The sequence below is a fragment of the Pseudonocardia sp. genome (assembly GCF_050250275.1).
Classification (GTDB): domain Bacteria; phylum Actinomycetota; class Actinomycetes; order Mycobacteriales; family Pseudonocardiaceae; genus Pseudonocardia.
Genome location: NZ_JBFWOY010000053.1, coordinates 1 through 26,336, shown reverse-complemented (window position 1 = coordinate 26,336; position 26,336 = coordinate 1). Strand labels below are relative to the sequence as shown.

General features: G+C 70.9%; 25 protein-coding genes. 16 read left to right on the top strand and 9 right to left on the bottom strand.

Features of this window, described 5'->3' with window-relative positions:
* The first annotated feature begins 345 nt into the window (after nt 1-345).
* Together AB7F12_RS30400 and AB7F12_RS30395 are read left to right on the top strand one after the other, a co-directional pair.
* Nucleotides 346-1,056, top strand: coding sequence for a dienelactone hydrolase family protein (locus AB7F12_RS30400; RefSeq protein WP_428500804.1), 711 nt, complete (start codon nt 346-348; stop codon nt 1,054-1,056).
* Between the two features lie 5 nt (nt 1,057-1,061).
* Complete coding sequence (locus AB7F12_RS30395; RefSeq protein WP_428500805.1) at nt 1,062-1,736, top strand: DNA alkylation repair protein; 675 nt, start codon at nt 1,062-1,064, stop codon at nt 1,734-1,736.
* Between the two features lie 3 nt (nt 1,737-1,739).
* On the opposite strand, the gene AB7F12_RS30390 is transcribed toward AB7F12_RS30395, so the two are convergent.
* Entirely contained in the window at nt 1,740-2,171 is a 432-nt protein-coding gene (locus AB7F12_RS30390; protein WP_428500806.1) for an OsmC family peroxiredoxin, read from the bottom strand.
* Nucleotides 2,172-2,282: 111 nt separating this feature from the next.
* Here AB7F12_RS30390 and AB7F12_RS30385 point away from each other — a divergent pair, with 111 nt between their 5' ends.
* Both AB7F12_RS30385 and AB7F12_RS30380 read left to right on the top strand, forming a co-directional pair.
* Nucleotides 2,283-2,795, top strand: a complete 513-nt coding sequence (locus AB7F12_RS30385) for a MarR family winged helix-turn-helix transcriptional regulator (RefSeq protein ID WP_428500807.1) — start codon at nt 2,283-2,285, stop codon at nt 2,793-2,795.
* Between the two features lie 172 nt (nt 2,796-2,967).
* Entirely contained in the window at nt 2,968-3,531 is a 564-nt protein-coding gene (locus AB7F12_RS30380) for a globin domain-containing protein (protein WP_428500808.1), read from the top strand.
* Between the two features lie 45 nt (nt 3,532-3,576).
* On the opposite strand, the gene AB7F12_RS30375 is transcribed toward AB7F12_RS30380, so the two are convergent.
* From AB7F12_RS30375 to AB7F12_RS30365, 3 genes are read right to left on the bottom strand one after another with little or no spacing between them, the layout of a single operon-like run.
* Nucleotides 3,577-4,218, bottom strand: coding sequence for a CoA transferase subunit B (locus AB7F12_RS30375; protein WP_428500809.1), 642 nt, complete (start codon nt 4,216-4,218; stop codon nt 3,577-3,579).
* A complete protein-coding gene (locus AB7F12_RS30370) occupies nt 4,215-4,967 on the bottom strand; it encodes a CoA transferase subunit A (protein ID WP_428500810.1) in 753 nt (250 codons plus the stop codon). Before AB7F12_RS30370 ends, AB7F12_RS30375 begins: the two co-directional genes overlap by 4 nt.
* Nucleotides 4,968-4,996: 29 nt before the next feature.
* Nucleotides 4,997-5,926: a hydroxymethylglutaryl-CoA lyase gene (locus AB7F12_RS30365; protein ID WP_428500811.1), complete on the bottom strand. Its 930-nt coding sequence runs from the start codon at nt 5,924-5,926 to the stop codon at nt 4,997-4,999.
* A gap of 151 nt (nt 5,927-6,077) precedes the next feature.
* Between AB7F12_RS30365 and AB7F12_RS30360 the strand changes: the two genes are divergently transcribed.
* Nucleotides 6,078-6,836, top strand: a complete 759-nt coding sequence (locus AB7F12_RS30360) for an IclR family transcriptional regulator (protein ID WP_428500812.1) — start codon at nt 6,078-6,080, stop codon at nt 6,834-6,836.
* A 1,327-nt stretch (nt 6,837-8,163) separates the two neighbouring features.
* On the opposite strand, the gene AB7F12_RS30355 is transcribed toward AB7F12_RS30360, so the two are convergent.
* Complete coding sequence (locus tag AB7F12_RS30355) at nt 8,164-8,928, bottom strand: GAF and ANTAR domain-containing protein (RefSeq protein WP_428500813.1); 765 nt, start codon at nt 8,926-8,928, stop codon at nt 8,164-8,166.
* Between the two features lie 510 nt (nt 8,929-9,438).
* On the opposite strand from AB7F12_RS30355, the gene AB7F12_RS30350 reads away from it, so the two are divergent.
* Both AB7F12_RS30350 and AB7F12_RS30345 read left to right on the top strand, forming a co-directional pair.
* Nucleotides 9,439-9,729 (top strand): PASTA domain-containing protein, encoded by a 291-nt coding sequence (locus AB7F12_RS30350; RefSeq protein WP_428500814.1) that lies wholly within the window; start codon nt 9,439-9,441, stop codon nt 9,727-9,729.
* Between the two features lie 276 nt (nt 9,730-10,005).
* Nucleotides 10,006-10,248 (top strand): hypothetical protein, encoded by a 243-nt coding sequence (locus AB7F12_RS30345; RefSeq protein ID WP_428500815.1) that lies wholly within the window; start codon nt 10,006-10,008, stop codon nt 10,246-10,248.
* A gap of 211 nt (nt 10,249-10,459) precedes the next feature.
* On the opposite strand, the gene AB7F12_RS30340 is transcribed toward AB7F12_RS30345, so the two are convergent.
* On the bottom strand, nt 10,460-10,690 hold the full coding sequence (locus AB7F12_RS30340; protein WP_428500816.1) for a hypothetical protein: 231 nt from the start codon (nt 10,688-10,690) through the stop codon (nt 10,460-10,462).
* Nucleotides 10,691-11,306: 616 nt separating this feature from the next.
* On the opposite strand from AB7F12_RS30340, the gene AB7F12_RS30335 reads away from it, so the two are divergent.
* From AB7F12_RS30335 to AB7F12_RS30300, 8 genes are all read left to right on the top strand, one after another.
* Nucleotides 11,307-11,564 carry a DUF7218 family protein gene (locus AB7F12_RS30335; protein WP_428500817.1) on the top strand — a complete coding sequence of 86 codons (258 nt, stop codon included), beginning with the start codon at nt 11,307-11,309 and terminating at the stop codon, nt 11,562-11,564.
* Between the two features lie 50 nt (nt 11,565-11,614).
* Entirely contained in the window at nt 11,615-12,250 is a 636-nt protein-coding gene (locus AB7F12_RS30330; RefSeq protein ID WP_428500818.1) for an alpha/beta fold hydrolase, read from the top strand.
* Nucleotides 12,247-13,701, top strand: a complete 1,455-nt coding sequence (locus AB7F12_RS30325) for a hypothetical protein (RefSeq protein ID WP_428500819.1) — start codon at nt 12,247-12,249, stop codon at nt 13,699-13,701. Before AB7F12_RS30330 ends, AB7F12_RS30325 begins: the two co-directional genes overlap by 4 nt.
* On the top strand, nt 13,698-14,594 hold the full coding sequence (locus tag AB7F12_RS30320) for an SDR family oxidoreductase (RefSeq protein WP_428500820.1): 897 nt from the start codon (nt 13,698-13,700) through the stop codon (nt 14,592-14,594). Before AB7F12_RS30325 ends, AB7F12_RS30320 begins: the two co-directional genes overlap by 4 nt.
* Before the next feature lie 49 nt (nt 14,595-14,643).
* Complete coding sequence (locus tag AB7F12_RS30315; protein WP_428500821.1) at nt 14,644-17,052, top strand: molybdopterin oxidoreductase family protein; 2,409 nt, start codon at nt 14,644-14,646, stop codon at nt 17,050-17,052.
* Nucleotides 17,049-17,528, top strand: a complete 480-nt coding sequence (locus AB7F12_RS30310; protein WP_428500822.1) for a hypothetical protein — start codon at nt 17,049-17,051, stop codon at nt 17,526-17,528. Before AB7F12_RS30315 ends, AB7F12_RS30310 begins: the two co-directional genes overlap by 4 nt.
* 352 nt (nt 17,529-17,880) lie before the next feature.
* On the top strand, nt 17,881-18,207 hold the full coding sequence (locus tag AB7F12_RS30305) for a hypothetical protein (protein WP_428500823.1): 327 nt from the start codon (nt 17,881-17,883) through the stop codon (nt 18,205-18,207).
* Nucleotides 18,208-18,307: 100 nt separating this feature from the next.
* A complete protein-coding gene (locus AB7F12_RS30300; RefSeq protein WP_428500824.1) occupies nt 18,308-18,988 on the top strand; it encodes a DUF6766 family protein in 681 nt (226 codons plus the stop codon).
* A gap of 378 nt (nt 18,989-19,366) precedes the next feature.
* On the opposite strand, the gene AB7F12_RS30295 is transcribed toward AB7F12_RS30300, so the two are convergent.
* On the bottom strand, nt 19,367-19,702 hold the full coding sequence (locus tag AB7F12_RS30295; RefSeq protein ID WP_428500825.1) for a hypothetical protein: 336 nt from the start codon (nt 19,700-19,702) through the stop codon (nt 19,367-19,369).
* A 231-nt stretch (nt 19,703-19,933) separates the two neighbouring features.
* Nucleotides 19,934-20,743 carry a hypothetical protein gene (locus AB7F12_RS30290; RefSeq protein ID WP_428500826.1) on the bottom strand — a complete coding sequence of 270 codons (810 nt, stop codon included), beginning with the start codon at nt 20,741-20,743 and terminating at the stop codon, nt 19,934-19,936.
* A 338-nt stretch (nt 20,744-21,081) separates the two neighbouring features.
* Between AB7F12_RS30290 and AB7F12_RS30285 the strand changes: the two genes are divergently transcribed.
* Nucleotides 21,082-21,663: a hypothetical protein gene (locus AB7F12_RS30285; RefSeq protein ID WP_428500827.1), complete on the top strand. Its 582-nt coding sequence runs from the start codon at nt 21,082-21,084 to the stop codon at nt 21,661-21,663.
* Between the two features lie 79 nt (nt 21,664-21,742).
* On the opposite strand, the gene mobF is transcribed toward AB7F12_RS30285, so the two are convergent.
* Entirely contained in the window at nt 21,743-26,176 is a 4,434-nt protein-coding gene (gene mobF / locus AB7F12_RS30280) for a MobF family relaxase (RefSeq protein ID WP_428500828.1), read from the bottom strand.
* Between the last annotated feature and the right edge of the window lie 160 nt (nt 26,177-26,336).

Sequence of the window (26,336 nt, the reverse complement as noted above, 5' to 3'; positions counted from 1 at the left end):
CCCAGCAGTGGGTGTACTTGTCGTCCCACTCGTTGTGGGTCTTGTACTCCGAGCCGCAGTGCTTGCCGTAGTCGTCGTTCCAGGACTTGTCGTGGCCGCTGTACTTGGAACCGGAGTGGCAGGAGGATTTGAACATCGTGGGCCTCTTTCGGTGTGGGGTTTCGTGCTGTGGGGTTCGTGCGGTGGGGGTTCGTTCCGGTGAGGAGAACTCTGCCGTCCGCGGGGCCCCGTGACGATCGAGTGCACCCCCGTTCCCGAGGGGGTGAACCCCACTTCTCGGCGAGCGGCACGTCGCGGCCATGGACCGGCGCGCACCGCGCCCGCGGGGTGGTATTCCTGAGCACCGTGACCGACTACGTGAAGGTGACCGCCCCCGACGGGGGACAGTTCGACGCCTACCGCGCCCTGCCCGACTCCGGCAGCGGCCCTGGACTGCTCGTCTTCCAGGAGATATTCGGGATCAACGACAACATCCGTGGCATCTGCGACCGCCTCGCCGGCGACGGCTACGTCGCGCTCGCCCCCGACATGTTCTGGCGCCTCGAACCGCGCTTCGAGCGCAAGGGCGAGTCCGACATGGCGACGTGCATGGCGATGGTCAACCGCCTCGACTTCGGCGCCGCCGTCGGCGACATCACCGCGACACTCGCCCACCTGCGCACCATGCCCGAGTGCACGGGAAAGGTGGGGGCGATCGGGTTCTGCCTCGGCGGCGCGCTGACCTTCCTGGCCGCCACCGGTGCCCGCGTCGACGGCACGGGGATCGACGCCGCCGTCCCCTACTACGGCTCCGCGATCAACTCGATGCTCGGCAGGGCCGACGACCTCGTCTGCCCGACGCTGTTCCACTACGGCACCCGCGACCCGTTCATCCCGGCCGAGGCGATCGCCGAGGTCGAGAAGGCCATGGCGGGTAAGGACAACGTCACGATCCGGCTGCACGACGCCGGCCACGCGTTCTCCAACTGGGACGCCCCCTCGTTCTACGACGAGCGTGCGGCCGCCGAGGCCTGGCCCCAGACGCTCGCGTTCCTCGCGCAGCACCTGAAGGACTGACCCGGATGTCCACCCCCGCCGCGGCGGTCCCCGAACTCCTCGCCGAGCTCGACGCCCTCGGTGACCCCCGGATCCGCGAGGTCAACGAGAGGCACGGGGACGACCACGCCGTGAACCTCACGAAGCTGCGCGCCGTCGCGAAACGGTTGAGGACCCAGCACGATCTCGCCGTGGAGCTGTGGGCCACCGGCGACAGCGCGGCCCGGCTCCTCGCACTGCTGATCTGCCGGCCGAAGGTGTTCGGGCTCGACGAGCTCGACACGATGCTGCGGCAGTCCCGCACGCCGAAGGTGCACGACTGGCTCGTCAACTACGTCGTGAAGAAGAACCCGAACGCCGAGGCGCTGCGGGTGCGCTGGATCGACGACTCCGACCCCGTCGTCGCCAGTGCGGGCTGGGCACTGACCGTCGAGCGCGTGGCGAGGAAGCCCGACGGGCTCGACCTCGCCGGGCTCCTCGACACCATCGAGGCGCAGCTGAAGGACGCCCCCGACCGGCTGCAGTGGGCCATGAACCACTGCCTCGCCCAGATCGGGATCGACCATCCGTCGTGCCGCGCCCGGGCGCTGGACATCGGGGAGCGTCTGGAAGTCCTGAAGGACTACCCGACGCCCCCGAACTGCACCTCTCCGTACGCGCCCATCTGGATCACGGAGATGGTGCGCCGGCAGCAGGTGTGAGGGTCAGCCCTCGAGCGTGGCCTTCAGGGTCACGGTCTCCACGCCCGAGAGCGCGCGGGTGACCAGGCACGCGGCCTTGGCGTCCTGGGCGAACTGCTCGAACTCGTCCGCGGACAGGCCGGGGACCACGCCGACGGTCTCGAGCGCGATCTTGGTGATGGTGGGCTTCTCGTCGACCATCTGGAGGGTGACGTGCGCGCTGGTGGACACGCTGGTCGGGTTCTTCTCCGCGGCGGCGAGCATGGCGGACAGCTGCATCGAGTAGCAGCCCGCGTGGGCTGCGGCGATGAGCTCCTCGGGGTTGGTGCCGGCCCCCTCCTCGAAGCGCGACTTGAACGAGAAGTCACCGGTGTAGGCGTTGTTGCCGACCACCATCTGCCCGGTACCGGACTGCAGGTCGCCGTTCCAGACTGCCTTCGACGTGCGTGCGGGCATGACTGCTCCTCTACTCGGTGTACGGGACCTTCGGCTGCCAACCTACCCGCATATGAGTTGTGCACAACAGAGTTGGACACGACAGAGTTGCCCGTCACGTAACCTGGGTGCATGACGGACGGACCCGAGCCACGCGCGGGGCTCCTGCTGGACGACCAGCTGTGCTTCGCGCTCTACTCCGCGTCCCGCGCCATCACCGGCTGCTACCGTGCCGCGCTGGCCGCGACCGGTCTCACCTACAGCCAGTACCTCGTGATGCTCGTACTCTGGGAACTCGACCGCGACACCGCCGGGAACGCGGCCCCCGGACTGAGCCTGAAGGAGCTGGGCGAGCGGCTGGCGCTGGACAACGGCACGCTCTCCCCACTCGTCAAGCGGCTCGCCCAGCTCGGACTCGTCACACGGCAGCGCTCGCTCGCCGACGAACGGGTCCTGCTCGTGGCCTGCACGCCCGCCGGGCACGACCTCTACCAGGAGGCCGTCGCCGCCCAGGCCTCCGTCGCGGAGGCGACCGGGATGAGCGCCGCATCAGCCGTCGAGCTGCGCAGCGCCCTCGAAGCCCTCACGACGCGCCTGCGCGAGCATGCCGCATCCGCACCCGCCGAGACCCGGCGCACCGGCTGACACCGACAGCGTCGCCCAACACCGGACAAACACACCACCGCGCCCCGATCCGGTAGTCGATCGGTCACAACGTGAAACACGTGGGACGGCGCAACCGATGAAACACCTGTCGGCGCGCCCCGTCCGTGCCCGACGAGGAGCAGGCAGGCGGGACGAGAGGACGGTCCCCGCCGTGGTCGCACGCCCCCTGGCACCCCCCGGACAGACGCCACCACCCCAGCGGACCTACCTGCCCCAGCAGGCGTCACCGCCGCGGCAGGTGTCGGCTCCCCAGCCGGTGCGCCGGCCCGGGCCCGAGGTGATCCAGGCCGTGCAGCGCTCGTGCCGAGCCGTCGAGGACCGCCCGGTCCGGCTCGCCGAGGTCTTCTACGACCACCTGTTCCAGATGGCGCCTGCGACGCGGTCGATGTTCAGCGAGGACATGACCGGCCAGATGCAGAAGATGACCGACACCCTCCTCGCCGCCATCGCGCAGATCTCGGCCCAGGACACCGCCGGGCTCGAGGTCGTGCTGCACCGGATGGGCCGCGAGCACTACGAGCGCTACCACGTGGAGCCCGAGCACTACATGTACGTCGCCCACGCGCTGACCCGCGCCGTCCGCGACGTCGCCGACTGGGAGTACACCAGCTACCTCAGCTCCTGCTGGATCGCCGTGATCCAGTGGATCTCCGAGCACATGATCGCCGGTACCCGCGCCGCGATGGCGGCCCCGGTCATCCCCGGCCCCCGCTGACCGTCGGCGGGCACCTGGCCCCTGCGTCTGGCCCTCGACCGGCTGTTACCGGGATGCGCGCACTGTGAGTGGCGCGTCGGTGGCGGCGCGCACCTCGTCCTCGGTGACCCCCGGCGCCGTCTCGACGAGCACCAGTCCGCGGTCGGTGACGTCGATGACGGCGAGGTCGGTGATGATCCGGTTCACCACGCCCATCCCGGTGTAGGGCAGCGTGTTCTCCCGCAGGATCTTCGGGGAGCCGTCCTTCGCGGTGTGCTCCATCAGCACGATGACCCGCCGGGCGCCGTGCACCAGGTCCATCGCCCCGCCCATGCCCTTGACCATCTTCCCCGGCACGGCCCAGTTGGAGAGGTCGCCCTTCTCCGAGACCTGCATGGCGCCGAGGACGGCGACGTCGAGGTGGCCGCCGCGGATGATCCCGAACGACAGCGCGGAGTCGAAGAACGACGCCCCCGGCCGGATCGTGACGGTCTCCTTGCCTGCGTTGATCAGGTCGGCGTCGACGGCGTCGGGGGCCGGGTAGGGACCGGTGCCGAGGATGCCGTTCTCGCTGTGCAGCACCACGTGCACGTCGTCGGGCAGGAACCCCGGGATGAGCGTCGGCAGACCGATGCCCAGGTTGACGTACTCGCCGTCACGCAGCTCCGCCGCGGCACGGGCGGCCATCTCGTTGCGGGACAAACTCATCGCGACACCTCCGTCACCGTGATCTTCTCGATCCGCTTCTCCACGTCGGGTGCGTGCACGACGTGCTGCACGAACACGCCCGGCAGGTGGATCCCGGCGGGATCGAGCTCACCGGGCTCGACGAGCTCGGCCACCTCGGCGATCGCGACTCTCCCGGCCATGGCGCACAACGGGTTGAAGTTCTGCGCCGTCTTGTCGAACACCAGGTTCCCGTACCGGTCGCCCTTGGCCGCCGCGACCAGCGCGAAGTCGGTGACGATCGCGTTCTCGAGCACGTGCGGGACGCCGCCGAAGTCGCGGACCTCCTTGGCCGGCGAGGCGACCGCGACCGAGCCGTCGGCGGCGTAGCGCCAGGGCAGCCCGCCGTCGGCGATCTGGCTGCCGACACCGGCCGGCGTGAAGAACGCGGGGATGCCGCAGCCGCCGGCGCGGAGCCGCTCGGCGAGTGTCCCCTGCGGGCACAGCTCGACCTCGAGCTCGCCGGAGAGGTACTGGCGGGCGAACTCCTTGTTCTCCCCGACGTAGGAGCCGGTCACCCGGGCGATCCGCTTGTCGGACAGCAGGATTCCCAGGCCCCAGTCGTCGACGCCGCAGTTGTTCGACACGACCTCCAGGTCACCGACCCCGAGCTCGTGCAGCGTCGCGATGAGTGTGGACGGGATACCGCACAGCCCGAACCCGCCCACGGCGAGGGTGGCGCCGGCGGTGATGCCCGCGAGCGCCTCGCGGGCGCCGATCACCTTGTCCATGTCGAACCTTTCTCGTCGTGGGTACGGGGTCAGCCGGCGAACGCGGTGACGGTGCGGGACGGGCTGGGCCGCCCCAGACACCCGGCCAGCCAGATGCTGGTGTCGACCATCCGGTGCAGGTCGACGCCCGTCTCGACGCCGAGCCCGTGCAACTGCCAGAGCAGGTCCTCGGTGGCGAGGTTCCCGGTGGCCGAGCCGGCGAAAGGGCAGCCGCCCAAGCCGCCCGCGGACGTGTCGAACCGGGTGACGCCGCGGCGCAACGCCGTGAGGGCGTTGCTCAGTGCCTGGCCGTAGGTGTCGTGGAAGTGCACCGCGAGGGCGTCGATGCCGACGCCGGACGCGACCAGGGCGTCGAGGACGTCCTCGACCCGGCCGGGGGTGGCGACACCGATCGTGTCGCCCAGGCTGAGCTCGGTGCAGCCCAACGCCATCATCCGGGTCGCGACGGACACCACGTCGCGGGTCGGGACGGGCCCCTCCCACGGGTCGCCGAACACCATCGAGAGGTAGCCGCGCACCCCGAGCCCGGCGTCACGGGCGCGCGCCACGACCGGTGCGAACATCTCCAGCGACTCGTCGACACCGCGGTTGAGGTTTCGCTTCGCGAAGGTCTCGGTGACGCTGCCGAACACCGCGATGTCACGTACGCCGAGGTCCAGGGCACGGTCGAGGCCACGTTCGTTCGGCACCAGTACCGGGTAGCGGACCCCCGGCGCCGGAACGATCATGCGGAGCAGGTCCTCGGCGTCGGCGAGCTGCGGGACCCATCTCGGGTGCACCATGCTGGTCGTCTCCACCACGGTGTGTCCGGCGTCGACGAGCCGGTCCACGAACTCGGCCTTGACCTCCACCGGCAGCACCGTGGACTCGTTCTGCAGGCCGTCGCGGGGGCCGACCTCGCAGATCGTGACCCGCGGAGGCAGCGGCAGCCCGTCGAAGGGTGTCGCCCCGAAGTCCACCGTCGCAGCCTCCCCACCCGAGAACGCGGTCGCCGCGTTGTGCGAGCCACCGCGCGCAGCGAATCCCGGCGACTGCCCCCGGCTCCACAGCCTGTCCACTCAGCGGACATAATCGGGCGCAGACGACTGCTGGACGGACGGATGGTGGGCGATGCGGTCACCCCTGGGGACGTCGGTGATCGCCAAGGTCGGGCTCGTCCTGCGCACCATCGGGACCACCGACACCGCGGGGGCCACGACGTCGGCGGTCGCCAGGGAGACCGGCCTGCCCCGCCCGACGACGCACCGGCTCCTCACCGACCTCGCCGACCAGGGCTTCGTCGACCGCAACGCCGACACGGGCCGCTGGCACCTCGGCCCCGAGGTGTACCTCCTCGGAGCGGTGGCGGCCGCACGCTACGACGTCAGCGGCCACGTCCGTGACGTCCTCGCCGACCTCGCCGAGCAGACCGGTGAGAGCGCCTACTTCTCCGTGCTCCGCGGCCGCGAGACCGTCTGCCTCGCCGAGTGCGAAGGCAGCTTCCCGCTGCGCTCGCACGTCCTCTACGAGGGCATCCGGTTCCCACTCGGCGTCGCCTCCGCCGGCCTCGCGCTACTGGCCCACCTGCCCGGTGCGGAGGCGCAGGACTACATCTCGGCCACCGACCTCACGACGCGCTGGGGCAGGTCGCACTCCAAGCAGGCGGTGCGGTCGAGGGTGGCCGCGACGCTGGAGCGCGGATATGCGGTCAACCCCGGCCTCCTCGTCGAAGGCAGCTGGGGAATCGCCGCTGCCGTCTTCGACAGGGCGGGCCGCCCCCGGTCCGCCCTGACCCTCACCGGCGTACGGTCCCGATTCACCGACGAACGAATCCCCACCCTGGGCCGGATGCTCCTCGACCGCGCCCACCTCCTCAGCAGGCGCGACTAGACCGCGGCCCGCCGGGGCCGGCTCTGCACCTGGCCGGGGTCAGCGCGTCGCCCCGTCGACGGCAGGATGAGGCCGCGGCGTCAGCGGGACGTCGATCGTGGTCACAAGATCGGAAGCCGGCAACTCCCGCGGATCACGCCGTGGACCACGGTCCACTTTCGACGGCCCTGAAACGAAACGGGCCCTGACCGTACTTGCCGGTCAGGGCCCGATTCTGCGTGGTGCGCCCGAAGGGATTCGAACCCCTAACCTTCTGATCCGTAGTTCGGAGACTACGGCGCGCATACCAGGCTTCCTGGGCATCATCAGGTCGAACGGGCGCCGAAACGTGCACTTCTGGAATCGCTGTCCAGCAGTTCGTGGATCAGCTCGTGGATCAAGATCAACAGATGGGGTTGCGTTGCGTGCATCCGGGCCTGTAGCTACGGCCTCGACCTGGACCGCCTGCCCACGATTCCAGCCAGGCCGATGAGCTCCCCATCCTTCCTCGAGGGCCATGTACGGACATGGCGGGTCCTGAACCCGCGCCGATCGCGTCGGTCAGGTTTCGTGTGGGTTGTCGAGCCCCTCGGAGTAGATGACCGTACGGGGCAGACCGCAGTCCAGGAAGTACTCGTTCAGAGCTTGCGCTATCACGTCGTGTTCACAAGACGTCGGCCTCCGTTCGTCGTCCAGGGTCGCCCGTAGTTCAACGACGCCCAACAGCCCACCCAGACCGAAGCACCGGATCCACAGTTCGTCGAGTCCGAGATCACTCATCGCGATCCCGGCCCGCAGCACCTGCGCCGAGTTCGTCCCGGCCGGCGACTCCGGGCGCGTAGGTCGAGCGTCCGACCTGGCGGTTCGGCGAGAATTCCGATGCAGCCTTGACGTTGGTGGGGTCGTGTCCGGCCTCGACCTCCGCCCGGATCGTCCGTCCTCGCAACCGCTACGCACGAGATCCCCCGACCGTGAGACGCGGCGCGTCACAGCGTGCGGCCGTCGAACGAGACCGGCGATGGTGTGACCCCGCCGGGCGCCGGGGGACGCCCGCGCGAGGATGGTCAACGGCCGCGCGGGGCACAGGTTCGAGCATCCACGACAGGCAACAAAAGGACGGACGTGGTCGGCGACTACTCACAGGGCAGCTCCCGGTTCATCGGAACGCCGATGCCGGGGTCCGGGGCTGCGGCCAGGATGTGTGGTCGGGCCGCGGAAAGCACTCGCGGCACCGGAAACGCTACTCCGCTTCGCCGGAATGTCGCTCACGTCGTCGGCGGCCCTACCCTCCCGGGCCGGCCGGATTGGTCCGCGATGCCGCCTTCGCCCTTACGAGCCCTAACCAGGATCAGGCCGGAGTGGTCCCGGGGACAGGCGGCTGCCCGCCGCGGGCTCCGCCATCCCTGCGGCCGGCACCGGTGGCGAGCCAGCGGGCGACGTCAGCCAGTTTGATGTTGGTGTCCTGGGAGGAATGCACGAGCATCTGGAACGCCTGCTCGCCGTCGACCCCGAACCGCTCCATCAGAATGCCCTTGGCCTGCCCGATCACGTCACGGGTGTCCAGAGCGTGGCTCAGCTGGACGGCATGGTTGACGCCGTAGAGCAACAACCCCGCCTGCAACCCGAACAAACCGGCCATCCTGCGCGCCGAGTCGTCGAAGGCCTCCGAGTCGTGGGAGTAGAGGTTCAGCGCCGCCCTGGCCCCGCCGTTGGCCGAGAGCTGGGTCGACATCAACGACCGGTACCCCCGCTCCACCGCTTGCGGGGCGAAGTTGGGCCACCGCTCGACATCCGGCGACTCGCCCAGGTTGCGGGCCAGGATCACCCCGTCCTCGGGCGGGTCCTCCACCGCGCTGATACACGGCCCCTCGTGCAGCTGGGCCTGGAGCTCGTCGAGCTTGCGAACGTCCTCGTTGGTGGGACTGCGCGAGGTGATGTGCCCGTTCTCGGTCATCGAGATCCCGCCCGCGTCAGCCCCGGGGACCGTGTCCACCGCGGCCGCGACGATCTGGGTGAGGGTCAGTTCGAGGTCGCTGATGCTGCGACGGGCGAGCAGATCGCGGGCGGCATGGCGAAGGACGGTGACCAGTTCGTCGCTCTGAGCGGGCTGCACTGCACGTACCACCTTGGCAAGAGTGGGGTACGGGGTGCAGCACGAGGACCGTGTGCTGGCGCGGCAGAGCCGAAGTGGCATGCGCTGCGCTCAGCCCCACGCATGGCTCGATTGGCCGGGGACGCACATGAACGACGGATATACCGGAACGCATGACGCCGAAATCTGCGCCCCGTGTCCGGACGGCAGCCGTGTCCTCGACCGCTGGCCCCGACCATACGCGCAGCAACCCCGGAACGTCTCCTCACACGTCCGGTGGTGCCGGGACTCGACCGCGTCTGGAGCGGCGCAGGTTTCGCGGTCACTTTCCCGACCCCGGGTCGTTGTTGTCCACCCAGCCCTGCCAGGAGCGCCGAAGAGCCGTCACTGACACTCGATAGTGCGGATTGCACACGTACACGGGCTCGCTGAGGTTCGACGCGTCGCGGCGGGCAACAAATTGATCGTCGGCGGTGGGATGCCGACAACCCGGGCGAGCCCTGGGGTGTCGGGAAGAACAAGGAGGCGCTGATGCGCAAGACGCTTGTCCCCGCGCTGGTCGGTCTCGACTGCGGGGACGCTTTCGCCCTGGCCATGGACTCCGGAGTCGTGATCATGAGCGACCGCGACGGCGGACTCGCATCCGGAGGACGTGTCGTCGGGCAAGCGCCCCAGGCCGGCACCCAGGTCTACGCCGCATCCGAGGTGCTCGTCGAGTTCGACGACCCACCGGACGACGACTGCGGTGGAGGAGATGGACCGTTGCCACCAGAGCCCGTTCCACCGATGGGGCCGTCCGGAGCGACATCCTCGACGGCGTGAGGCGCACTCGCACCGGGCTCATGTCTGACCATGCTTCTCGCGTCGAACCCGTCGGCATATCCGGGGACCGACCGCCACACCCGTCTGGCAGGGCCCGGCCGACCTCGTGCGTCAACCTCTCGTCCAACAGAGGACGGGGGCCGCGATCGCCGAGCTGATCTGGGCGCTCCGGTTCACCGCCACGCTCGGCACGGCGCTCTCGCGGCTGGTGTGTAGTTCCCGCCCAATTCGGGCAGCCGTGCGAGCCAATGAAGAGGACGCATCGAGGAGGATGACATGGCCGTCTGCGAAGTATGCGGCAACGATTACGACATGGCCTTCGAGGTCCACGCGCAGGGGGCGGTGCACGTGTTCGACAGCTTCGAGTGCGCGATCCACAGGATGGCGCCGGTCTGTGAGCACTGCGGCTGCCGAATCGTCGGCCACGGGGTTCAGGTGGCCGGGCGTTTCTTCTGTTGCGCGCATTGCGCCGGTAGCGCCGAGCCTGGTGGGGGCGGGGCTACCGACCGGGTCGGTTGACTGCCGCAGCGACGACCGGTTCGAAGGTGGCTCACTCGGCGGGAAGCTGGTGACCTGGGACGCGACCTGCTCTGTCATTGGCATGCAGGACAATGACATCGGTAGTAGCTCCCTGCATCCCGGGGCACCCGGCGCGGCACCAACCGTTAGCTCGCTCGGTAGGTCGACGACCGGGGCCTCGGTGATGTCCGCGCCGGGCGCCGGCTGCCGATCAGGCGGTGAGGCGCCGGGTCAGAAGCTGCTTGCCCTCCTCGGCTCCCTTCCGGCTCGCGCCCTGGGCTCGACGGAACAGGTCGGCAAGCTCGCTGTCGCCTTCGCGGTCGGCATCCTGGATGTAGGTCTCGAGCCGAAGCGCGTTGTTGAGGCATTTCTCGACGTACCAGACGAGGTTGTAGTCCTTGTCGATGGTGCCGGTCACCTGACCGGTCTCGCTGGAGGTCACGGCTCTCACTCCTTCTGTTGGTGGCGAGGATGGTTACCCGCCCAGATGCTGCCCAACCAGCGACGGCGACTTGCCAGTGATCCGGGCTGCATCATCGGCTTGAAACCCGCCGCAGCGGGTACATCCACTGCGTGGGTGGCGCGGCGAGTACCGCCTTGCTCCCGCATCGCCGAGATCGTGGGAAGGATCATCGTGCCTGCTCAGGACGACCGCATTGATCCCGCCCGTCGTCGACCCGACGACGCGGATCCGGACGCGGCGAGCACGCTCGCCCGTACGGGTGGGGCTGAAGCCGGCGACACCGTCGATTCGGTACAGCCGACCCTGAAGGTGCAGCCGCCCCTGAAACGGGACCCTGGACGCGCGAAGGGGGATCAGCCGGCCTCAGTTCTGCGACCCCCCACCGGCGACCACCACAGGCAAGGACGAGCGGGGGCGGGGCGCTGACCGTTGATTTCGCCTGGGTGCTGCAGCGTAAGCGCCGAGGTGAACCCGGATGACGTATCTCCGATGGTGTTGATCATCCAGCGGTCTCGTCGCCTCTCGGAGGCAGACCGAGCCGCTGGTCTGGACCGTTCTGTGCGCCTCGCGCAATGTCGAACTGAAGGAGGACTTCGTGCCCAACTCGAGCATCAAGGACGAAAAGACCTATGAGAAGGTGCGTGAGCAGGGTGCGTCGAAGGAGAAGGCCGCGCGGGTCGCCAACGCGTCGGCCGCCGAGGGCCGTTCCAAGGTCTCGCGCCGAGGCGGAAAGTCCGGCAGCTACGACGACATGACCAAGGACGAGCTCTACCAGCGGGCGAAGAAGATCGGCATTTCCGGGCGCTCGTCGATGTCTCGCGGCGAGCTCGTGAAAGCACTCCGCAACCACTGACCGCCTCGTTGAGGCAGACACATCCGCGCGGTCGGGGGCCGGGCAGACGGGTGCTGGTCATCCCGGGTGCTGCGGTGCGCCGCTACGTCCGCGACGCCGTCGACGCCCTTTCCTCGGTCGGCATCCGCGGTGATCTGCGCGCGGCGCCGGGTGAGCGGGTGGTACCCGCCGACCTGCGCGGCTATGGGCACCGTGTGGCCGCCGAGATCCTCGAGCAGGGCGGTGTCGACGCGCTCGTCGGCCTGTCGGTGGGCGCACAGGTCGCGGCCGTCGCCGCCGCCCGGGTCGGCGACGCCGTCGGGCAGTTGGTCCTGATCAGCCCGACCGTCGACCCCGCCGCCCGGACGGTTCCGCGACTGGTGGGCCGGTGGGCCGCAGGTGGGCGCGTGGAGCCGGCGTCATTGCTGCCGCGCCAGCTGCCGGACTGGTGGCGGGCCGGACCGGCCCGGATCGCGACCGTCGTGCGTTCGGCACTCGCGGTCGAGATCGAGGAGCTGCTCCCCGACGTGACCTGCCCTGTCACGGTTGTACACAGCGATGGGGACGTGATCACCTCTCACGCCTACGCCGCCCGGCTGTCCGCGGCCGCGACGGGCCGGCTGGTCCTTGTCCCGGGCTCCACCCACTCTTGGCCCTTCGACGACGCCGCGCGGTTCGTCGCCCTGATCGACCGGCTGCTGCGGTGATCGCGCTGCGCTCGACGAGGACCAGCCCGGAGAAGGTCGTCGCGTCGTTCGACTCCGCGTCGGTGCTGCACGCCGGGCTGGTAGCCGCGCTGGAAGGCCGGCCCTTCCCGCACCTGGGCAACCCGCCCAGTGCAGCGGCGGTCGTGCGTGCCGCCGGTCGCCTGCCGTGGCCCGTGCTACGGCACCTCTATACCCGCGTCGGGGCGGCCGAGGGGATCGAACCGGCGCGCCTGGGCGAGGTCGATATGGACGCTGTCGCGGGCTGGTTCGCCGACGGCATCCCGGATCGCCGCTACCCGGCGGCGCTGGTCGGGTCGAGCAACGGCGCGCTGACCCACCTGGCGGCGGCGATGCAGGTCCCGTGGCTGCCCACGACCGTGCTCGTACCGGTCTCACGGCTGGGCGATCCGCACCAGCCGGTCGACGCCATGGCCTTCGGGCAGCGGCACGCCCCGGCCCTGCTCGATGCGAATCCCGGTCTCGTGCTGCACCACATGCACGACCAGGTCCAGGATGAGCTGATGGTCGCCCGGATGACCTACTTCCGTCTCAAGTGGCGCAACCTGCCCGCCGCGTACGACGGGTTCCTGACCCGGTCTCTCGCACCGGGGGCACCCGTCGTCCTGGTCGAGGACGGGTCGACGTGGCCGGTGGTGCGGGTCGGCGACCGCCACGTGTTCCAGACCGGAGCCCAGGGTGGCTTGCCCCCACAGGCCTATCGGCAGCGCGCGCACACGCCGACCCCGGACGCGGAGGCGGCCGAGGCCGAGTGGGGTGCCGACCCCGATTTCGGCCCCGCGCTCGCCCGTTGGTGCACCGAGCACGGCCATCCGCTGGTCCGGCTCGCCTACACCGGGCCCCAAGGCCCCTCCCATGCCGTCGCGTCGGTGATGCGGGCCTGGTACATCGCCCGCGGCGAGAATGCCGACCGGCTGTTGGTGCCCCAGTTCGTACTCGGTGACCCGTGGCGGGCGGTCACCACGGCGTCGACCCCGTACTGGACGTTCTTCTCCGTGCAGGCCGCACTCGACGCCCTGGACGACCACCTGGACCGCAGCCCCCGCTACCGACATGTCGACCTGCTGCTGTTTCAGCACGGCGTCGCCTCCGCGAACATCGCCACCCCCGACGACTGGGCTCGCGTCGTGCGCCGCCACGGCGCCACCGTCGCGTTCCCGGGCCTGGACGCGCGACGGTTCCCTCACGACGTCGCCAACCTCGCCCGCTACGGTCCGGCGTTGCGCCGCTTCCCGCCCGCGCGGCATCCGTGGACCCCGATGCCGGTCGACGAGGCGCTCACGGCGCTCGCGGACGCCGGCCTGCACGTCGCGGTTGAACCGCCCGCCGCGGGGAACCTGGCAGGCAGCAACCGAGCGCCTCGCCCCGCGAGCACCCCTCGGTCACCCGACCTGACCGAGAGTCGACGACGCGACCGCCGGAGGACCCGTTGACACAGGACCAGTTCACCCCGCAAGACCCCACCGAGCGCTACGCCGCCCCCGGAAGCGGCAACACGACGGTGCCCTACCCCGGCCGCACCGACGACCTCGACGTCCGCCCCGACCACGGCGAACTCACTTACCGCGGCACCGGCCGGCTGACCGGCCGGAAAGCGGTGATCACCGGCGGCGACTCCGGGATCGGCCGCGCCGTCGCGATCGCCTTCGCCCGCGAGGGTGCCGACGTGCTGCTGACCCACCTCCCCGAGGAGGCCGACGACGCCGCGGAGACGGCCGTGTGGGTACGCGAAGCCGGCACCAGCGCCGTCACCCTCGCCACCGACCTGCGCGAGGAGACCCGCTGCCGCGAGGTCGTCGATCGCGCTGTCGAGGAGTTCGGCCGCATCGACGTCCTGGTCAGCAACGCCGCCTACCAGATGTCCCAGGACGACGGGCTTCCCGAGATCACCTCCGAGCAGTTCGACCGGGTCATGAAGACCAACGTCTACGCCCTGTTCTGGCTGACCCGGGCCGCGCTCCCCCACATGTCCCCCGGCTCCTCGATCATCACGACGTCCTCGGTGCAGGCGTTCTCCCCATCGCCGCACCTGCTCGACTACGCCACCTCCAAGGCAGCGATCGTCAACTTCACCAAAGGCTTGGGCCACAACTTGGTCAGCCGCGGTATCCGGGTGAACTCGGTCGCCCCGGGCCCGGTGTGGACGCCGTTGATCCCGGCCACGATGGACGAGAAGAAGCTGGACTCGTTCGGCGCCCAGGCCCCGATGGGCCGCGCCGCCCAGCCGGCCGAGCTGGCCCCGTTCTACGTCTTCCTGGCCTCGCAGGAGTCCAGCTACATGACCTCCGAGGTCCTCGGCGTCACTGGCGGCTCACCCATCACCTGACGCCGTCGGCAACCCGAAGGGACCCACAGTCAGAAGGGACGAACAGCGGATGCGGAACCGGGATGCGATCGCCGATCCGTGGGGCTCCCGCAGCCCCTACGACGCCGGTGCGTCGTGGCCCGTCCGGGTCGATGCCGAACTCGCCGACGGGGTCGAGCCCGACGACGTGCAACGTTGGGTGCGCACGGCGTCGCTGTTGCATTCCAACGGTGACGCGATGGACGTCGCGGTCCGTGACGGGCGGATCGTCGGGGTGCGCGGGCGGGCCGAGGACCGGGTCAACCGCGGCCGTCTCGGCCCCAAGGACCTCCACGGTTGGCAGGCCAACAGCTCGTCCGACCGGCTGACCCGCCCGCTGGTCCGGCAGGACGGCCGGCTGGTGGAGACCGACTGGGACACCGCGATGGGCCGGGTCGTGGACCGGTCCCGGCACCTACTGGCACACCATGGCCCGAGCGCGATCGGCTTCTACACCTCCGGGCAGCTGTTCGCCGAGGAGTACTACACACTCGCCGCGATCGCCCACGGCGCGATCGGCACCAACCACGTCGACGGCAACACCCGGCTCTGCACGGCCACCGCGGCCGCGGCCCTGAAGGAGACCTTCGCCTGCGACGGACAACCCGGCTCCTACGCCGACGTCGACCACGCCGATGTCATCGCCCTGTACGGGCACAACGCCGCCGAGACCCAACCGGTGCTGTGGATGCGGATCCTCGACCGGCTCGCCGGCCCCACCCCGCCACGGCTGCTGTGCGTCGACCCCCGACGGACCCGCGTCGCCGGCGCCGCCGTCGACAGCGGGGGCGTCCACCTCGCACCGCGCCCCGGCACCAACCTCGCTCTGATGAACGGCCTGCTGCACGAGCTGATCGTCCATGGCTGGGTGGACCGCGAGTGGGTCGACGACCACACCGTCGGGTTCGACGAGCTCGCCTCGTGCGTCGAGGCCTACCCGCCGGAGCGGGTGGCCGAGATCTGTGGGTTGGACCCGGGGGAGATCCGTGGCGCAGCCCGGCTGCTCGGCGGTGCGCAGCGACTGCTCTCGATGGTGCTGCAGGGCTTCTACCAGTCCCACCAGGCCACTGCCGCCGCCGTGGCCGTCAACAATGTCAATCTGCTGCGGGGCATGTTGGGCCGACCGGGCTGCGGGATCCTGCAGATGAACGGTCAACCCACCGCGGAGAACACCCGTGAATGCGGCGCCGACGGTGACCTGTCGGGCTTTCGGAACTGGAACAACGAGGCCCACGTCGCCGAGCTGGCCCGGCACTGGAACCTCGACCCGTTGCAGATCCCGCACATGGCCCCGCCCACCCACGCCATGCAGATCTTCCGCTATGCCGAGCAGGGCACCATCCGGATGTTGTGGATCACTGCCACCAACCCGGCGGTCTCCATGCCCGACCTCGCCCGGATCCGCGCCATCCTCGGCCAGGACCGGCTCTTCCTCGTCGTCGAGGACATCTTCCCGTCCGAGACCGCACAGCTGGCCGACGTCGTGCTGCCGGCGGCCACCTGGGCGGAGAAGACCGGCTGCTTCACCAACGCCGACCGCACCGTCCACCTGTCGGAGAAGGCCGTGGACCCACCCGGCCAGGCCCGCCCAGACCTCGACATCCTTCTCGACTACGCCCGCCGAATGGACTTCCGCGACGCCGACGGCCGACCCTTCCCCCGCTGGCACGACGCGGAGTCGGCCTTCACGGCATGGGCGACGTCGACCGCGGGCCGCCCGTGCGACTACACCGGGCTCTCCCACGAGAAGCTGCGCAACCACCCCACAGGCATCCAATGGCCCTGCAACGACGCCCACCCCGACGGCACCGAACGGCTCTACGCCGACGGCACGTTCTGGAGCGACGCCGACCGGTGCGAGAGCTACGGCCGTGACCTCGTCACCGGCGCCCCGTTCGACGAGACCGCCTACCGCGCTCTCAACCCCGACGCCAAGGCCATCCTGCGGTCCGCCGAGTACCTCCCGCCGCACGCACGGCCCGACCCGGAGTACCCGTTCTCGCTGATCACCGGCCGGACGATCTACCACTTCCACACCCGGACCAAGACCGGCCGCGTCCCCCGGCTGAACGACGCCGCACCGGGACCGTGGATCGAGTGCTGCGCCGACGACGCCCGCCGGGCCGGACTGCGCGAAGGCGACCTCGCCGAGGTCCGCACCGCCCACGGCGCGATCCGGGCTCCCCTCCGCATCGCCGACATCCGAGCCGGCGTGCTGTTCCTCCCGTTCCACTACGGCTACTGGGACACCCCCACCGGCTGCCGGCCCGCGCCGGGCGAGCCCGGGCGCGCGGCCAACGAAACCATCCCCACCGACTGGGACCCGGTGTCCAAACAGCCGCTGTTCAAGCTCGCCGCCGCGAGCCTGACCCGCATTCCGCCGCCCGACGAGCCGGCCGCCGCGGCCGAACCCCGCAGGTCCGGGGCGGGTGCACGATGAGCAAGATCGCCCTGGTCCTGCGCGAGCTGCACCGCTCGCAGGCCTCCCTCGCCCACGAGCTGCACGCGCTGACCGACCGGCACGTCGGCGACCACGAGATCGTGCACACCGCACGCGACCTCGCCGGCTGGGCCCGCGACGACCTGCGCCGACTCGAGGACACCGCACGAGCCTGCGACGTCCGGATCCTGGCGTGGCCGCGTCCCGGCCTCGGTGGCGGGCTGACCCGCCGAGTAGCCGGGTCGCTCGTGCACCGGCCCGAGCCCGGGCTGCTGCTGCTCGCCGACCTGCGCCGGCTCTACCGCAAGGCCGCCGGCGTCGACCTCGACTGGACACTTCTCGCCCAGTCCGCGCAGGCCATGCGGCAGCGCCGGCTGCTCGACCTCGCCACGACCTGCGCGCCACACAGCCGGCGCACGATGACCTGGGCCCAGGCTCAGCTCAAGGTTGTCTCCCCCCAGATCATTGCCTCCTGACCCGGATGTCGGGTCCGGCTCCGAAAGTAGAGGCGAACCGACGCCCCGGTGCCGCAGATTCGGCGGACCGGGGTGTCGTCGGACGGACCGGCTGGCGCAGTGACGCGCAGCGCGGCGCCGCGCAGAAGGCGCTCGACCTGCGAAGGGTTCTGCACGACACCGATCCCAACCCGTAACCTGCCTCAAACTCGGAGGAGTGGTCGAACGGGAACGGACCCGACGATCGAGCCATCTCGCCGTGATCAAGTTTGGACACAGCGAAGGCCGGGTAGAGAGCGGCGTGGGTCGGTACCGGCTGGCCGGGGTTGTGGTCGCGTCCTGCTGCGCGTTGGCCGTAGCTGCGTGCGGATCGATGCAGGACACCGCTGCCGCGCAGACGGCGACCACCTTCGCGCAGACCCTCTCCGACCATGACGGAACCGCGGCCTGCGCGCTGCTGACCGACCACGCGCGCAGCGCGATCGAGTCGTTCGACCGCCGCTGCGAGACGACGATCCTCGCGCTTCCGGCCCCCGCCGGCCCGCCATCCGGCGTCGAGGTCTGGGGCCAGAGCGCTCAGGTGCGTTTCGACGGCGACGTCGTGTTCCTGGCCCGGTTCGACGACGGATGGAAGATCCGCGCCGCCGGCTGCACACCCGGCGAGGGCGACTCCCCGTACTCGTGCGAGCTGGAGGGCTGAGCGATGCGGGCGACCTTCATCGCGACGCTGACCGTGATCACCGTCGGGTTGATCTACTTCATCGCCCTCGGCCTGCTCCACCAGTAGAAAGGGGGCAGTCGTGAAGCTGCCGGAGGGACTGCGCCGCAACGGCCTGTGGACGTTCTTCGCCGTCCTGTTCGTCCTCGCCCTCGCGGGACAGGCGGTCGCCGGGTTCATCGACCACAACAACCAGCAGATCGCCGACGGCGCCGCCACCCTCAGCCTGGGCGCCTACCTGACATCGTCGGACTTCGCCACCGACGTGGCCGAGAATTGGCAGTCGGAGTACCTGCAGTTCTTCCTCTACATCGTCATGACGGTGTGGCTGGTGCAGCGAGGCTCCCCGGAGTCGAAACCACTCGACGACGCCGGCACCGAGTCCGACCAGGCCCAGCGGATCGGCCCCCACGCCGGCCCGGACTCGCCGAGGTGGGCCCGCCGCGGCGGAGCGTGGACCTGGTGGTACTCCAACTCCCTCGGCCTGGTCATGCTCGTCATCTTCGGCGGGTCGTGGCTGGCCCAGTCGATCGCCGGCCGCGCCGCCTACAACGGCGAGCAGATCAACCAGCTCCAAGACCCGATCAGCTGGGCGTCCTACCTCGGCTCGGCCGACTTCTGGAGCCGGACGCTGCAGAACTGGCAGTCGGAGTTCCTGGCCATCGCCTCGATGGCGGTGCTGTCGATCTACCTGCGCCAACGTGGATCCCCCGAGTCCAAACCCGTCGGCGCCTCCCACGCCGCGACCAGCCTCGAAGGCTGACCGGCCGCGGCCACGACCTGATGTCCGGTGGGCATCAACGCCGTACGACAAAAGGATCTTCCCGTTCTCGACACAGATTGCGAGGAAGCGAGCATGCGATCCGATGTCACCTCCCGGTCATTGCGTGACCCGGTGCGGGTCGCGGTGGAGCGACCCGCACCCGGACTCTGCATCATCCGAGTCGTGGGCAGCCTGACAGGGGCCGGGATGGCGCAGCTGTTGCGCAGCCTTTGATGCGGTCCTGCGGCCCGTCGCGGCCTCCCGACGGCAAGTCCTGAGGCACGTGGTCGTTGACCTGGAAGGCATCCGGGAATTCGGCCCAGGCGGGCTGGCCGCCCTCTGCCCGCCGAACTCGTCGCCCGCCACGGACCGACCGGCCTACCGGCTGACCTCCGGGACCGGGCAGCCGGGGCAGCGGGGCCAGGTGAACAGGGCCAGTTGCTCCGCCGCGCTCGGCGTGTCTGCAGGGAGAGCGGCTGCAATCAGGTCGTGGGCAGCACGTTCAGCCGCCCAGCGGGCCTGGTTGCTGGCAGCGATTCGTACCCGGTCGGCCTCGGTCAGCTCGTTGGGCCGGTAGGTCTGGCGCCGCCGCAGCTCATGGTCGACGACGATGGCGGCTGCCCGGGTGGTGCCCAGCTCGTCGAGGCGGGCCCAGTCCGCGGTGTCGAGCCGGGCGGCCGCCCAGGCCAGCACGTCGGCCAGTCGAACGATCAACGGCGCTGTCCATCGATCCCTGCCGCAGCGCGATGCGGCCCCGCCCGGCGTTGATCGTGTCCCAGGACCGCCACACCCCGTCCTCATCGCGACCGCACCACCCGCGCTCCCAACGCCTCCCCGGCCGCACCGATCCCGCCGCGGCGGAAGGTGTGCAACAGATGCCACCCGACAACCCGCCGGGCCAGGTAAGGCGCCGAGTCGACCACCTGCGGCGCCGGGTCGACCCGCTCACGTGTCCTCACCCTCGGCCTCATCGCTGCTGGGGATGGCGAACTCTGCGCCGCAGATCCCGCACACGATCGGCCCGGCGGCCAGCACCGACTTGCTGACCCGGATCTTGCGGTCGCACCCGCACACCGCCGCCGGACTCACCTTGCTCGTCTTCCCGGCTCCGCTGATCTCGACCGCGCGGTAGGTGCGCAGCACCCGGCCCAGCTCCTCGACCACCACCGCGTACTCCCGGCGGGTCGCCTCGGGCAAGGTTGTCGGGGACCACCCGATCCGCGGGTCCTTAGCGACCTCGATCCCGACCTCCTCGGCCAACGCCTTGAACTTCGCGTTGTGCCAGCGGCCTTGGCGGGAGGTGTCCTTGATCCCCCGCACGTGCGCGATCGCATGCGCCGCCTCGTGCAACAGCGTGGCCAGCACGTCGGCCGGGCCTCGCGCGAGCCCTTCCCCTCCGACGAATGCCTCCGGCAACCGCACCTCGGCATCCTCCACACCGATGGGATCAACGTCTTGGTAGTCGTCGGCGTCCTGGTCCTTGTCGACGTCGTCGCGGTCGACGGCGTGCCAGCGCATCGCCGCGAAGTGCCCCAACTTCAGGCCCGGGCCGCTCCCCGATCCGGCGCCGAGCACGATCACCACCGGCGGCACGTCGGAGTTCCGGTCCTGGATGGCTGCCCAGGCCCGTTCCAGCGCCGCGATCATCGGCGAGCTGATCGGCCCGGCCGTTGACCTCGTCGTGTCAATCGCAGTGTTGGTGTTGGTGTTGGTGTTGGTATTGGAGCTGGTGGTGGTGTGGTCGTGTGCGGTCATGCTGGCCTCCGCGACGCCTGAGGGCCTGTCGGCCCGTCCCCTTGGGGTGGCGGGGCGTTGTGTTCCCCGCCGCCGTAAGGCGTCCCAGCGCGGCCGCGGAGGCTCGCGGTCAAGGGCGGACGAAGTCCGTCGCGTAGCGACGCGTAGCGCAGCGGAGCGCCTTTGACGGTGAGTGCGGCCGTGCTAAGCCAAGGGCCGGCAGGCCCCCGTCGCAGGCGGTCCACCTTCTGTTTCTCGGCCCGCGCGGCCTTGAGCGCACCCCCCGGCATTCGCAGCCCCTAAAAGGGAAATCCAGTCCCCCGAATTGACAGAGCCGTGTCAACAATCGGTCGACTGCGGTGCTGATTGTCGCCGTGGAATTGTCGGTGCTCGTCGGCACACTCGTGGTTATGGCGAGGTTGGGCAGTGTGCCGGAGTGGGTTGACCCGCCGCTGCGGGCTGTCGCGGACTCAGAGTTGTATCTGTTGACGGTGTTCAAGCGGACGCGGGCACCGCAGGCGTTGGGGTCGTGGGTGTGCCTGTCGTGGCTGGGCGCCGAGGATGGCGAACGCACGCCAGGCCCGTTGGGTGAGGGGTTGCCGACGGAGACCGCGGCATGGGCGTCGATGCTGGTCGCGGACGCGATCGCCGAGGACGCGCCGTATCCGGTCTCGGGCTGGTGGGCGGTCCGCGGGATCGCGCCGGCGGATCGGATCACCCCGGACGGGTGGGCGGCGCGGGTCGGGAGCGGTTACACCCGCCGCTACATGCACGGCGTGACGGTGGCCTTGGGGTGGTTGCTCGGGGAGTTGTCGGATCCGCGGTTGATGGCGCCGGTGTTCGACGGCGCCGGCGAGCGCATCCCAGTGGCCGAGCGGGAGGTGTGCCAGGCGAGGCTGTGGGCACTCTCCGAACGCGCGCGGACATCCATCGCGGGATGACCAAGATCAGTCGACACGCCGGCGGCCGGACCTGAGGATCAGGTCCGGCCGCCGTCTGTCGAGGTTCTGATCGGTGCGGCTACCCCGGTGCGGGGTCGAAGACCTCCACATAGCCGTCGGTGTGGTCATCGACGACGTCGTGGGTGTAGTCGTCGGTGTGCCAGCGGGTGAGCTCGGCCGTGCGGTGCTCGGCTTCGGCCTGCTCGTCGGCGGCCTCGCGGGCCTCGATCTCGCGCAGCGACCGCGCAGCGCGGTCGAGTGCCGTGGCGACCTCGTCGGCGCCGGGCACCCGGACCACATCCTCACCGGCCGGGAGTGCCTCTTCGGCCGCAACGTCACGCAGGTCCTCGACCGCGGTCTCGACCACCACGGCGTCGTCGACCACGGCGTCGTCGAGCTGCTGCCTGTCGAGGATTGCTGCGCCGGTATCCCGCTCGGTGGGCAGGTCGGCGAGGTCGGTTTCGGTGATGTCGCGGTGACACTCGTCGTCGGCCTCAGCGGCGCGGGCGGCGGCGAGCCATTCCTCGGCCGTGACGTGGGGTTCGGGTTCGGTGTCGGCGTGGCGGTCGGCGAGCACGAGCCGGGCTTCGTCGGCGGCGGCACGGTTGCCGGCGGTGTGGGCGAGCCAGCGGGCCCGGGCCTCGTCGAGCTGCTCCAACTGGGCGGTGCGGGTGTCGAGGGTGTCGGCCAACACCGTCGCGTCGACGGCCTCCTGGACCAGCCGGGCCCGCTCGGCCGGGTCGGTCGCGGCGTCGGCCTCGGCGTGGCGGAGGGTGGCGGTGCGGCGGTGGCTCTCGGCAGCCTGCCGCGTCGCGGCGAGCTCGTTGCCGACGAACCGGGGCGCCCACGGCTCGTCGCGGGCGGCGCCGCGGATCCGCATCCGCAACTGCCCGTCGGACAATTCCGCGGTCTCCCGCGAGACCTCAGGGCGGCCGAGGGCCTGCCAGGCGGCGCGGTAGGCCGCGTACTGCTCGACCTGGCCGGGCTTCGGCGCCCGCCCCAGCAGGTCGCCGCGGGTGTCGGCGGCCGGGTCGATGCCGCCGAGTTCGCGGTGCGCGGCGACGGTGGCGACCGCGGTCTGCCACCGCTGCCGCCCGTCGAGGTCGTCGGGGGGTGGGCCGAACGCCTCGACCGCCCACGCCGGCGGCTGCGCGGCCGCGACGTCGCCGAGGGCGGTGGTGCGGTCGTCGAGGACCTTGCCGAGCTGGTCGAGGTAGGTCTGCCAGTACGGGTCGTCGACGCGTGGGACCCGCGCGGCCCAGGTGTGCGCCGTCGGGTCGAGGCGCAGGCCGCTGTCGGTGATGCGGGTGTGGATGACGTTGGTGAGGTTGCGGGCCCCGTCCAGCGGCCGACCGCTGATCGCGGCCGTCAGGACTGTGCGGGGGTCGTGGCCGGCGATCTCGGTACGGCGCAGGATGCGGGTCAACGACGCGGCACCGTCCTCGGCGGCGATCCGCTGACGATCAGCGGGCGAGAGGACGCCGTCGGCGGTGAGCTGGTCGAGCCATCCGGCGGTGCGGTCGGTCGCGGCGAGCTGGGAGGCGTCGGCCAGCAGCTCCACCGTCGCCCGCAGGCTGCCGATCTGTGCGGCGGAGTCGGCTGCGGCTGCGAGGGCGGAGCGGGTGACGGTGTGGTCGTCGGGGTCGAGCAGCCCGGCCAGCACGGCGACGGGGTGGCGGTGCTGGGTCTGATCCGGGCGGCCGTGGGCTGGGTCCGCCACCGCGGTCGTGGTGGTGACGTGCGCGGTGTTGGCGTCGCGGCCCCGCGACATCCCGACGTAGAACGCGGCCGGCCCGGTCCGCCCCGTCACGACGGTGTGGCTGGTGTCCACCGTCGCCCCCTGCGCGGCATGGACCGTGGACGCGTAGCCCAGCGCGACGTGGGCGGCGACGTAGTCGCCCGGCAGCACGATCGACTCGCCCAGGACCTCGCCGTCGGGGCCGCGGCCGGCGATCAGAGCGACCTCGAGCCCGCCGTCGGGGCGGACCGCGGTGACGCGGTAGGTCTCGCGGTTGATCGGCCCCCGCCGGTTCCCGAACATCCCGGCCAGGTGCCAGCCGTTGCGGCGGGCCTCGACCAGGTCCCCGACCCCGGCGTAGGTGCCCTGCAACCCCAGCGGCACCCCGCCCTCGGCGACCCGGCCGAGTCGGACCAGCTCGGCGCGCAGTCGCGCGGACAGGTTCGCGGCCTGCTCGTTGGTGTCCACGATCAGCAGGGAACGGCGCCCGGCGAGGGTGTCGGCCAACCACGCCCTGGTCGCGGACTCCTCCGCCGCCTCGACGGTTCCGGCGTCGACGAGCCGGCCCTGTTCGAAGTAGTCGCGCAGCACCGACTCCTGGCCGGCGCGCAGCCGCAGCGACGCCGCACGTTCCCACGCGGCGGTGAACCGCCGCGCCTCGGCCAGCTCGTAGCGGGCCCCCGCACCGGCGAGTAGGTCCATGCCCCCGCCCGCGCCGACCGCGGCGAGCTGCTTGTGGTCCCCGACCAGCAGCAGCTTCGCCCCGGCGGCGTCGACGTGGCGGTGGATCGCGGCGAGGGCAGCGGTGTCGGTCATCGCGGACTCGTCGACGACCACCAGGTCCCCGCCGTGCAGCGCCCACCCAGCGTCGTCGGGCTGGGCCGGGCCCTCGGCGGGGGCGGCGGTGAGCCGGTCCTGTGTCGCGAGCCAGCGGGCCACGTTCCGGGCGCTCAGCCCCTCTCCGGCGAGGACGTCGGTGGCGACCTGGGAGGTCGCCAGCCCGAACACCCGCCCCACCGGTGTGCTCTCACCGCGCGGGGCGGTGGTCCAGGCGCGGGCGATCACCCCGACGACGAAGCTCTTGCCGGTCCCGGCCGGGCCGACCAGCGACTCGATCCGGGCGCCAGAAGTGAGCACGCCGCGGACCGCGGCGGCCTGGTCGGCGCCGAGTTCGATCCCGGACTCGGCCAGCCCGGCGAGGAACACGCGAGCCTGCTCCCGCGGCAGCGCCGCAGCACCGCGGCCGACGGTGGCCGCGACCAGGAACCGTTCGGTGCGCACCTGGTCGGGAGTGGCGTAGAGCTGCGCGCCGGGCTGTTGGTAGGCCGACTGGCCGTTGGCCAGCCGCAACGTCGTCGGCAACATGTCCTCGGCCGGGCGGGCAGCATCCAACGGGGTCGCGTAGCGCAGCGCCTCGTCAGCGAGCTGGTCGAGCAGGCGGCCGACGTCGGTGCCGTCGGGGACGCCGAGGTAGTCCGGCAGCGCGGCGTTGATCGCCCGGGTGAGATCCGAGCGGGTCCAGCCCGCAGAGCGGGATTGGACATCGGCCAACGCGGTCTCGATCACCGCAGACGGCGACCACGCCTGAGCGGCCGGGCCGCCCTCCGTTCGCGCGCCGAGCGCGTCCCGGGCGACACCGGCCAGGCCGCCGGCGACCTCGGCACGCAGCTGCGCATCCACCCGGGTGAGCAGCTGCCCGCGGGTGAGCCCCTCGTGCGACTTCGCCCGCCGGGTCGCGACCGTGGCCTGACGCGAGAGCCGGTCGAGCTCCAGGTTGTTCGGCGCCCGCCCGAACTGGGTCTCGAACGCCTCGACCAGCTCGGCCGCCTTGGCCGTCACCGCGCGGCGCCGCGAGGAGATCAGCGCCATCGCCTCGGCCGACACTCCGACGATCTCGCGGGCCTTCCCGTCCGGACGAGTCGCCACCGCCAACCCGAGGGCATGGGTCAGCCGTTCCTCGGTAGTGCGCTCGGCGACCGCGCCGGCCGCGGCGCGCCACCGGTAGAGGCTGCGCCCGTCGAGGGTGCGCCACTGCCCGTCCGGGCCCTGGACCCGGTTGAGGATCGGGTTGTGGATGTGCAGCTGCGGGTCGTGATCGCGGGAGTCGTGCTGGAAGAACGACGCCCCCACCCACTCGTGCGCATCCACATAGCGGCCGGCCGCGCCGCCGTGATGGCCGACCCGGGAGTAGCCCGCCCGCTCCGACAGATAGGACAACGCGGCGTTGTTCCCGGCCCAGATCGCGTCCTCGACCGCTTGGCGGTACTGCGCCCACGCCGCCGCCGCGACCTCGTCCCCGGCCGCGGCGGCCTTGACCTGTTCGGCCTCGAACGCGGTGTGCAGCAGCGTCACCGACTTCTGAACGCTGAACGTCACGTCATAGAACGCCACATTCCGCCGGGCGGCCTTGCCCGCTTCTGTACGGAGTTCAACGCGGCGTTCAGCCGAGGCGTTCGGCTCGCGTTCAACCGCGGCGGCGTACAACTCCTCCTCCGACTTGTACGCCCGGCCCGTCTGACCGAGCGTGGGCAACTCGCCCCACTGGGCGGGGTCGTTGAACCCGTCTGCCCGCGGGTCGACGAACCGCTCGAACACCGCCCGCATGTCCGAGGCCTCGACCAACCCGCGCAGCCCGAGCCGCTCCGCCCCAGCACCCCACCAACGGCCCGGAGGCTCCCCCTCGACGACGGCGCCGGTGTAGTAGTTCTCCCGGCCAGTGGCGACCTCTTTGAGCAGGTACTCCGGGCTGTAGCCCGACGACACACTCAGCACCATGACCACCCCCCAACCCTCTGGCGGCCGCCGTCAGGGGACTGTTTCAAGATCGGTGTTTCCGGCCCGACACGCCGGGCTGGGTTCCGGCGGGATGGGCACTGTGAGTGATGACATCGGACCTTGTGAGTCCACGCAGGAGTGAGTCCAAGCCGTCGCGGGA

What these genes read in the sequence shown, in the direction of transcription:
- AB7F12_RS30375 (WP_428500809.1), bottom strand. Translation starts at nt 4,218, where the DNA reads ATGAGTTTGTCCCGCAACGAGATGGCCGCCCGTGCCGCGGCGGAGCTG.
- AB7F12_RS30305 (WP_428500823.1), top strand. Translation starts at nt 17,881, where the DNA reads ATGCAGGACACCGCTGCCGCGCAGACGGCGACCACCTTCGCGCAGACC.
- AB7F12_RS30395 (WP_428500805.1), top strand. Translation starts at nt 1,062, where the DNA reads ATGTCCACCCCCGCCGCGGCGGTCCCCGAACTCCTCGCCGAGCTCGAC.
- AB7F12_RS30360 (WP_428500812.1), top strand. Translation starts at nt 6,078, where the DNA reads ATGCGGTCACCCCTGGGGACGTCGGTGATCGCCAAGGTCGGGCTCGTC.
- AB7F12_RS30390 (WP_428500806.1), bottom strand. Translation starts at nt 2,171, where the DNA reads ATGCCCGCACGCACGTCGAAGGCAGTCTGGAACGGCGACCTGCAGTCC.
- AB7F12_RS30315 (WP_428500821.1), top strand. Translation starts at nt 14,644, where the DNA reads ATGCGGAACCGGGATGCGATCGCCGATCCGTGGGGCTCCCGCAGCCCC.
- AB7F12_RS30350 (WP_428500814.1), top strand. Translation starts at nt 9,439, where the DNA reads ATGCGCAAGACGCTTGTCCCCGCGCTGGTCGGTCTCGACTGCGGGGAC.
- AB7F12_RS30310 (WP_428500822.1), top strand. Translation starts at nt 17,049, where the DNA reads ATGAGCAAGATCGCCCTGGTCCTGCGCGAGCTGCACCGCTCGCAGGCC.
- AB7F12_RS30385 (WP_428500807.1), top strand. Translation starts at nt 2,283, where the DNA reads ATGACGGACGGACCCGAGCCACGCGCGGGGCTCCTGCTGGACGACCAG.
- mobF (WP_428500828.1), bottom strand. Translation starts at nt 26,176, where the DNA reads ATGGTGCTGAGTGTGTCGTCGGGCTACAGCCCGGAGTACCTGCTCAAA.
- AB7F12_RS30290 (WP_428500826.1), bottom strand. Translation starts at nt 20,743, where the DNA reads ATGACCGCACACGACCACACCACCACCAGCTCCAATACCAACACCAAC.
- AB7F12_RS30370 (WP_428500810.1), bottom strand. Translation starts at nt 4,967, where the DNA reads ATGGACAAGGTGATCGGCGCCCGCGAGGCGCTCGCGGGCATCACCGCC.
- AB7F12_RS30345 (WP_428500815.1), top strand. Translation starts at nt 10,006, where the DNA reads ATGGCCGTCTGCGAAGTATGCGGCAACGATTACGACATGGCCTTCGAG.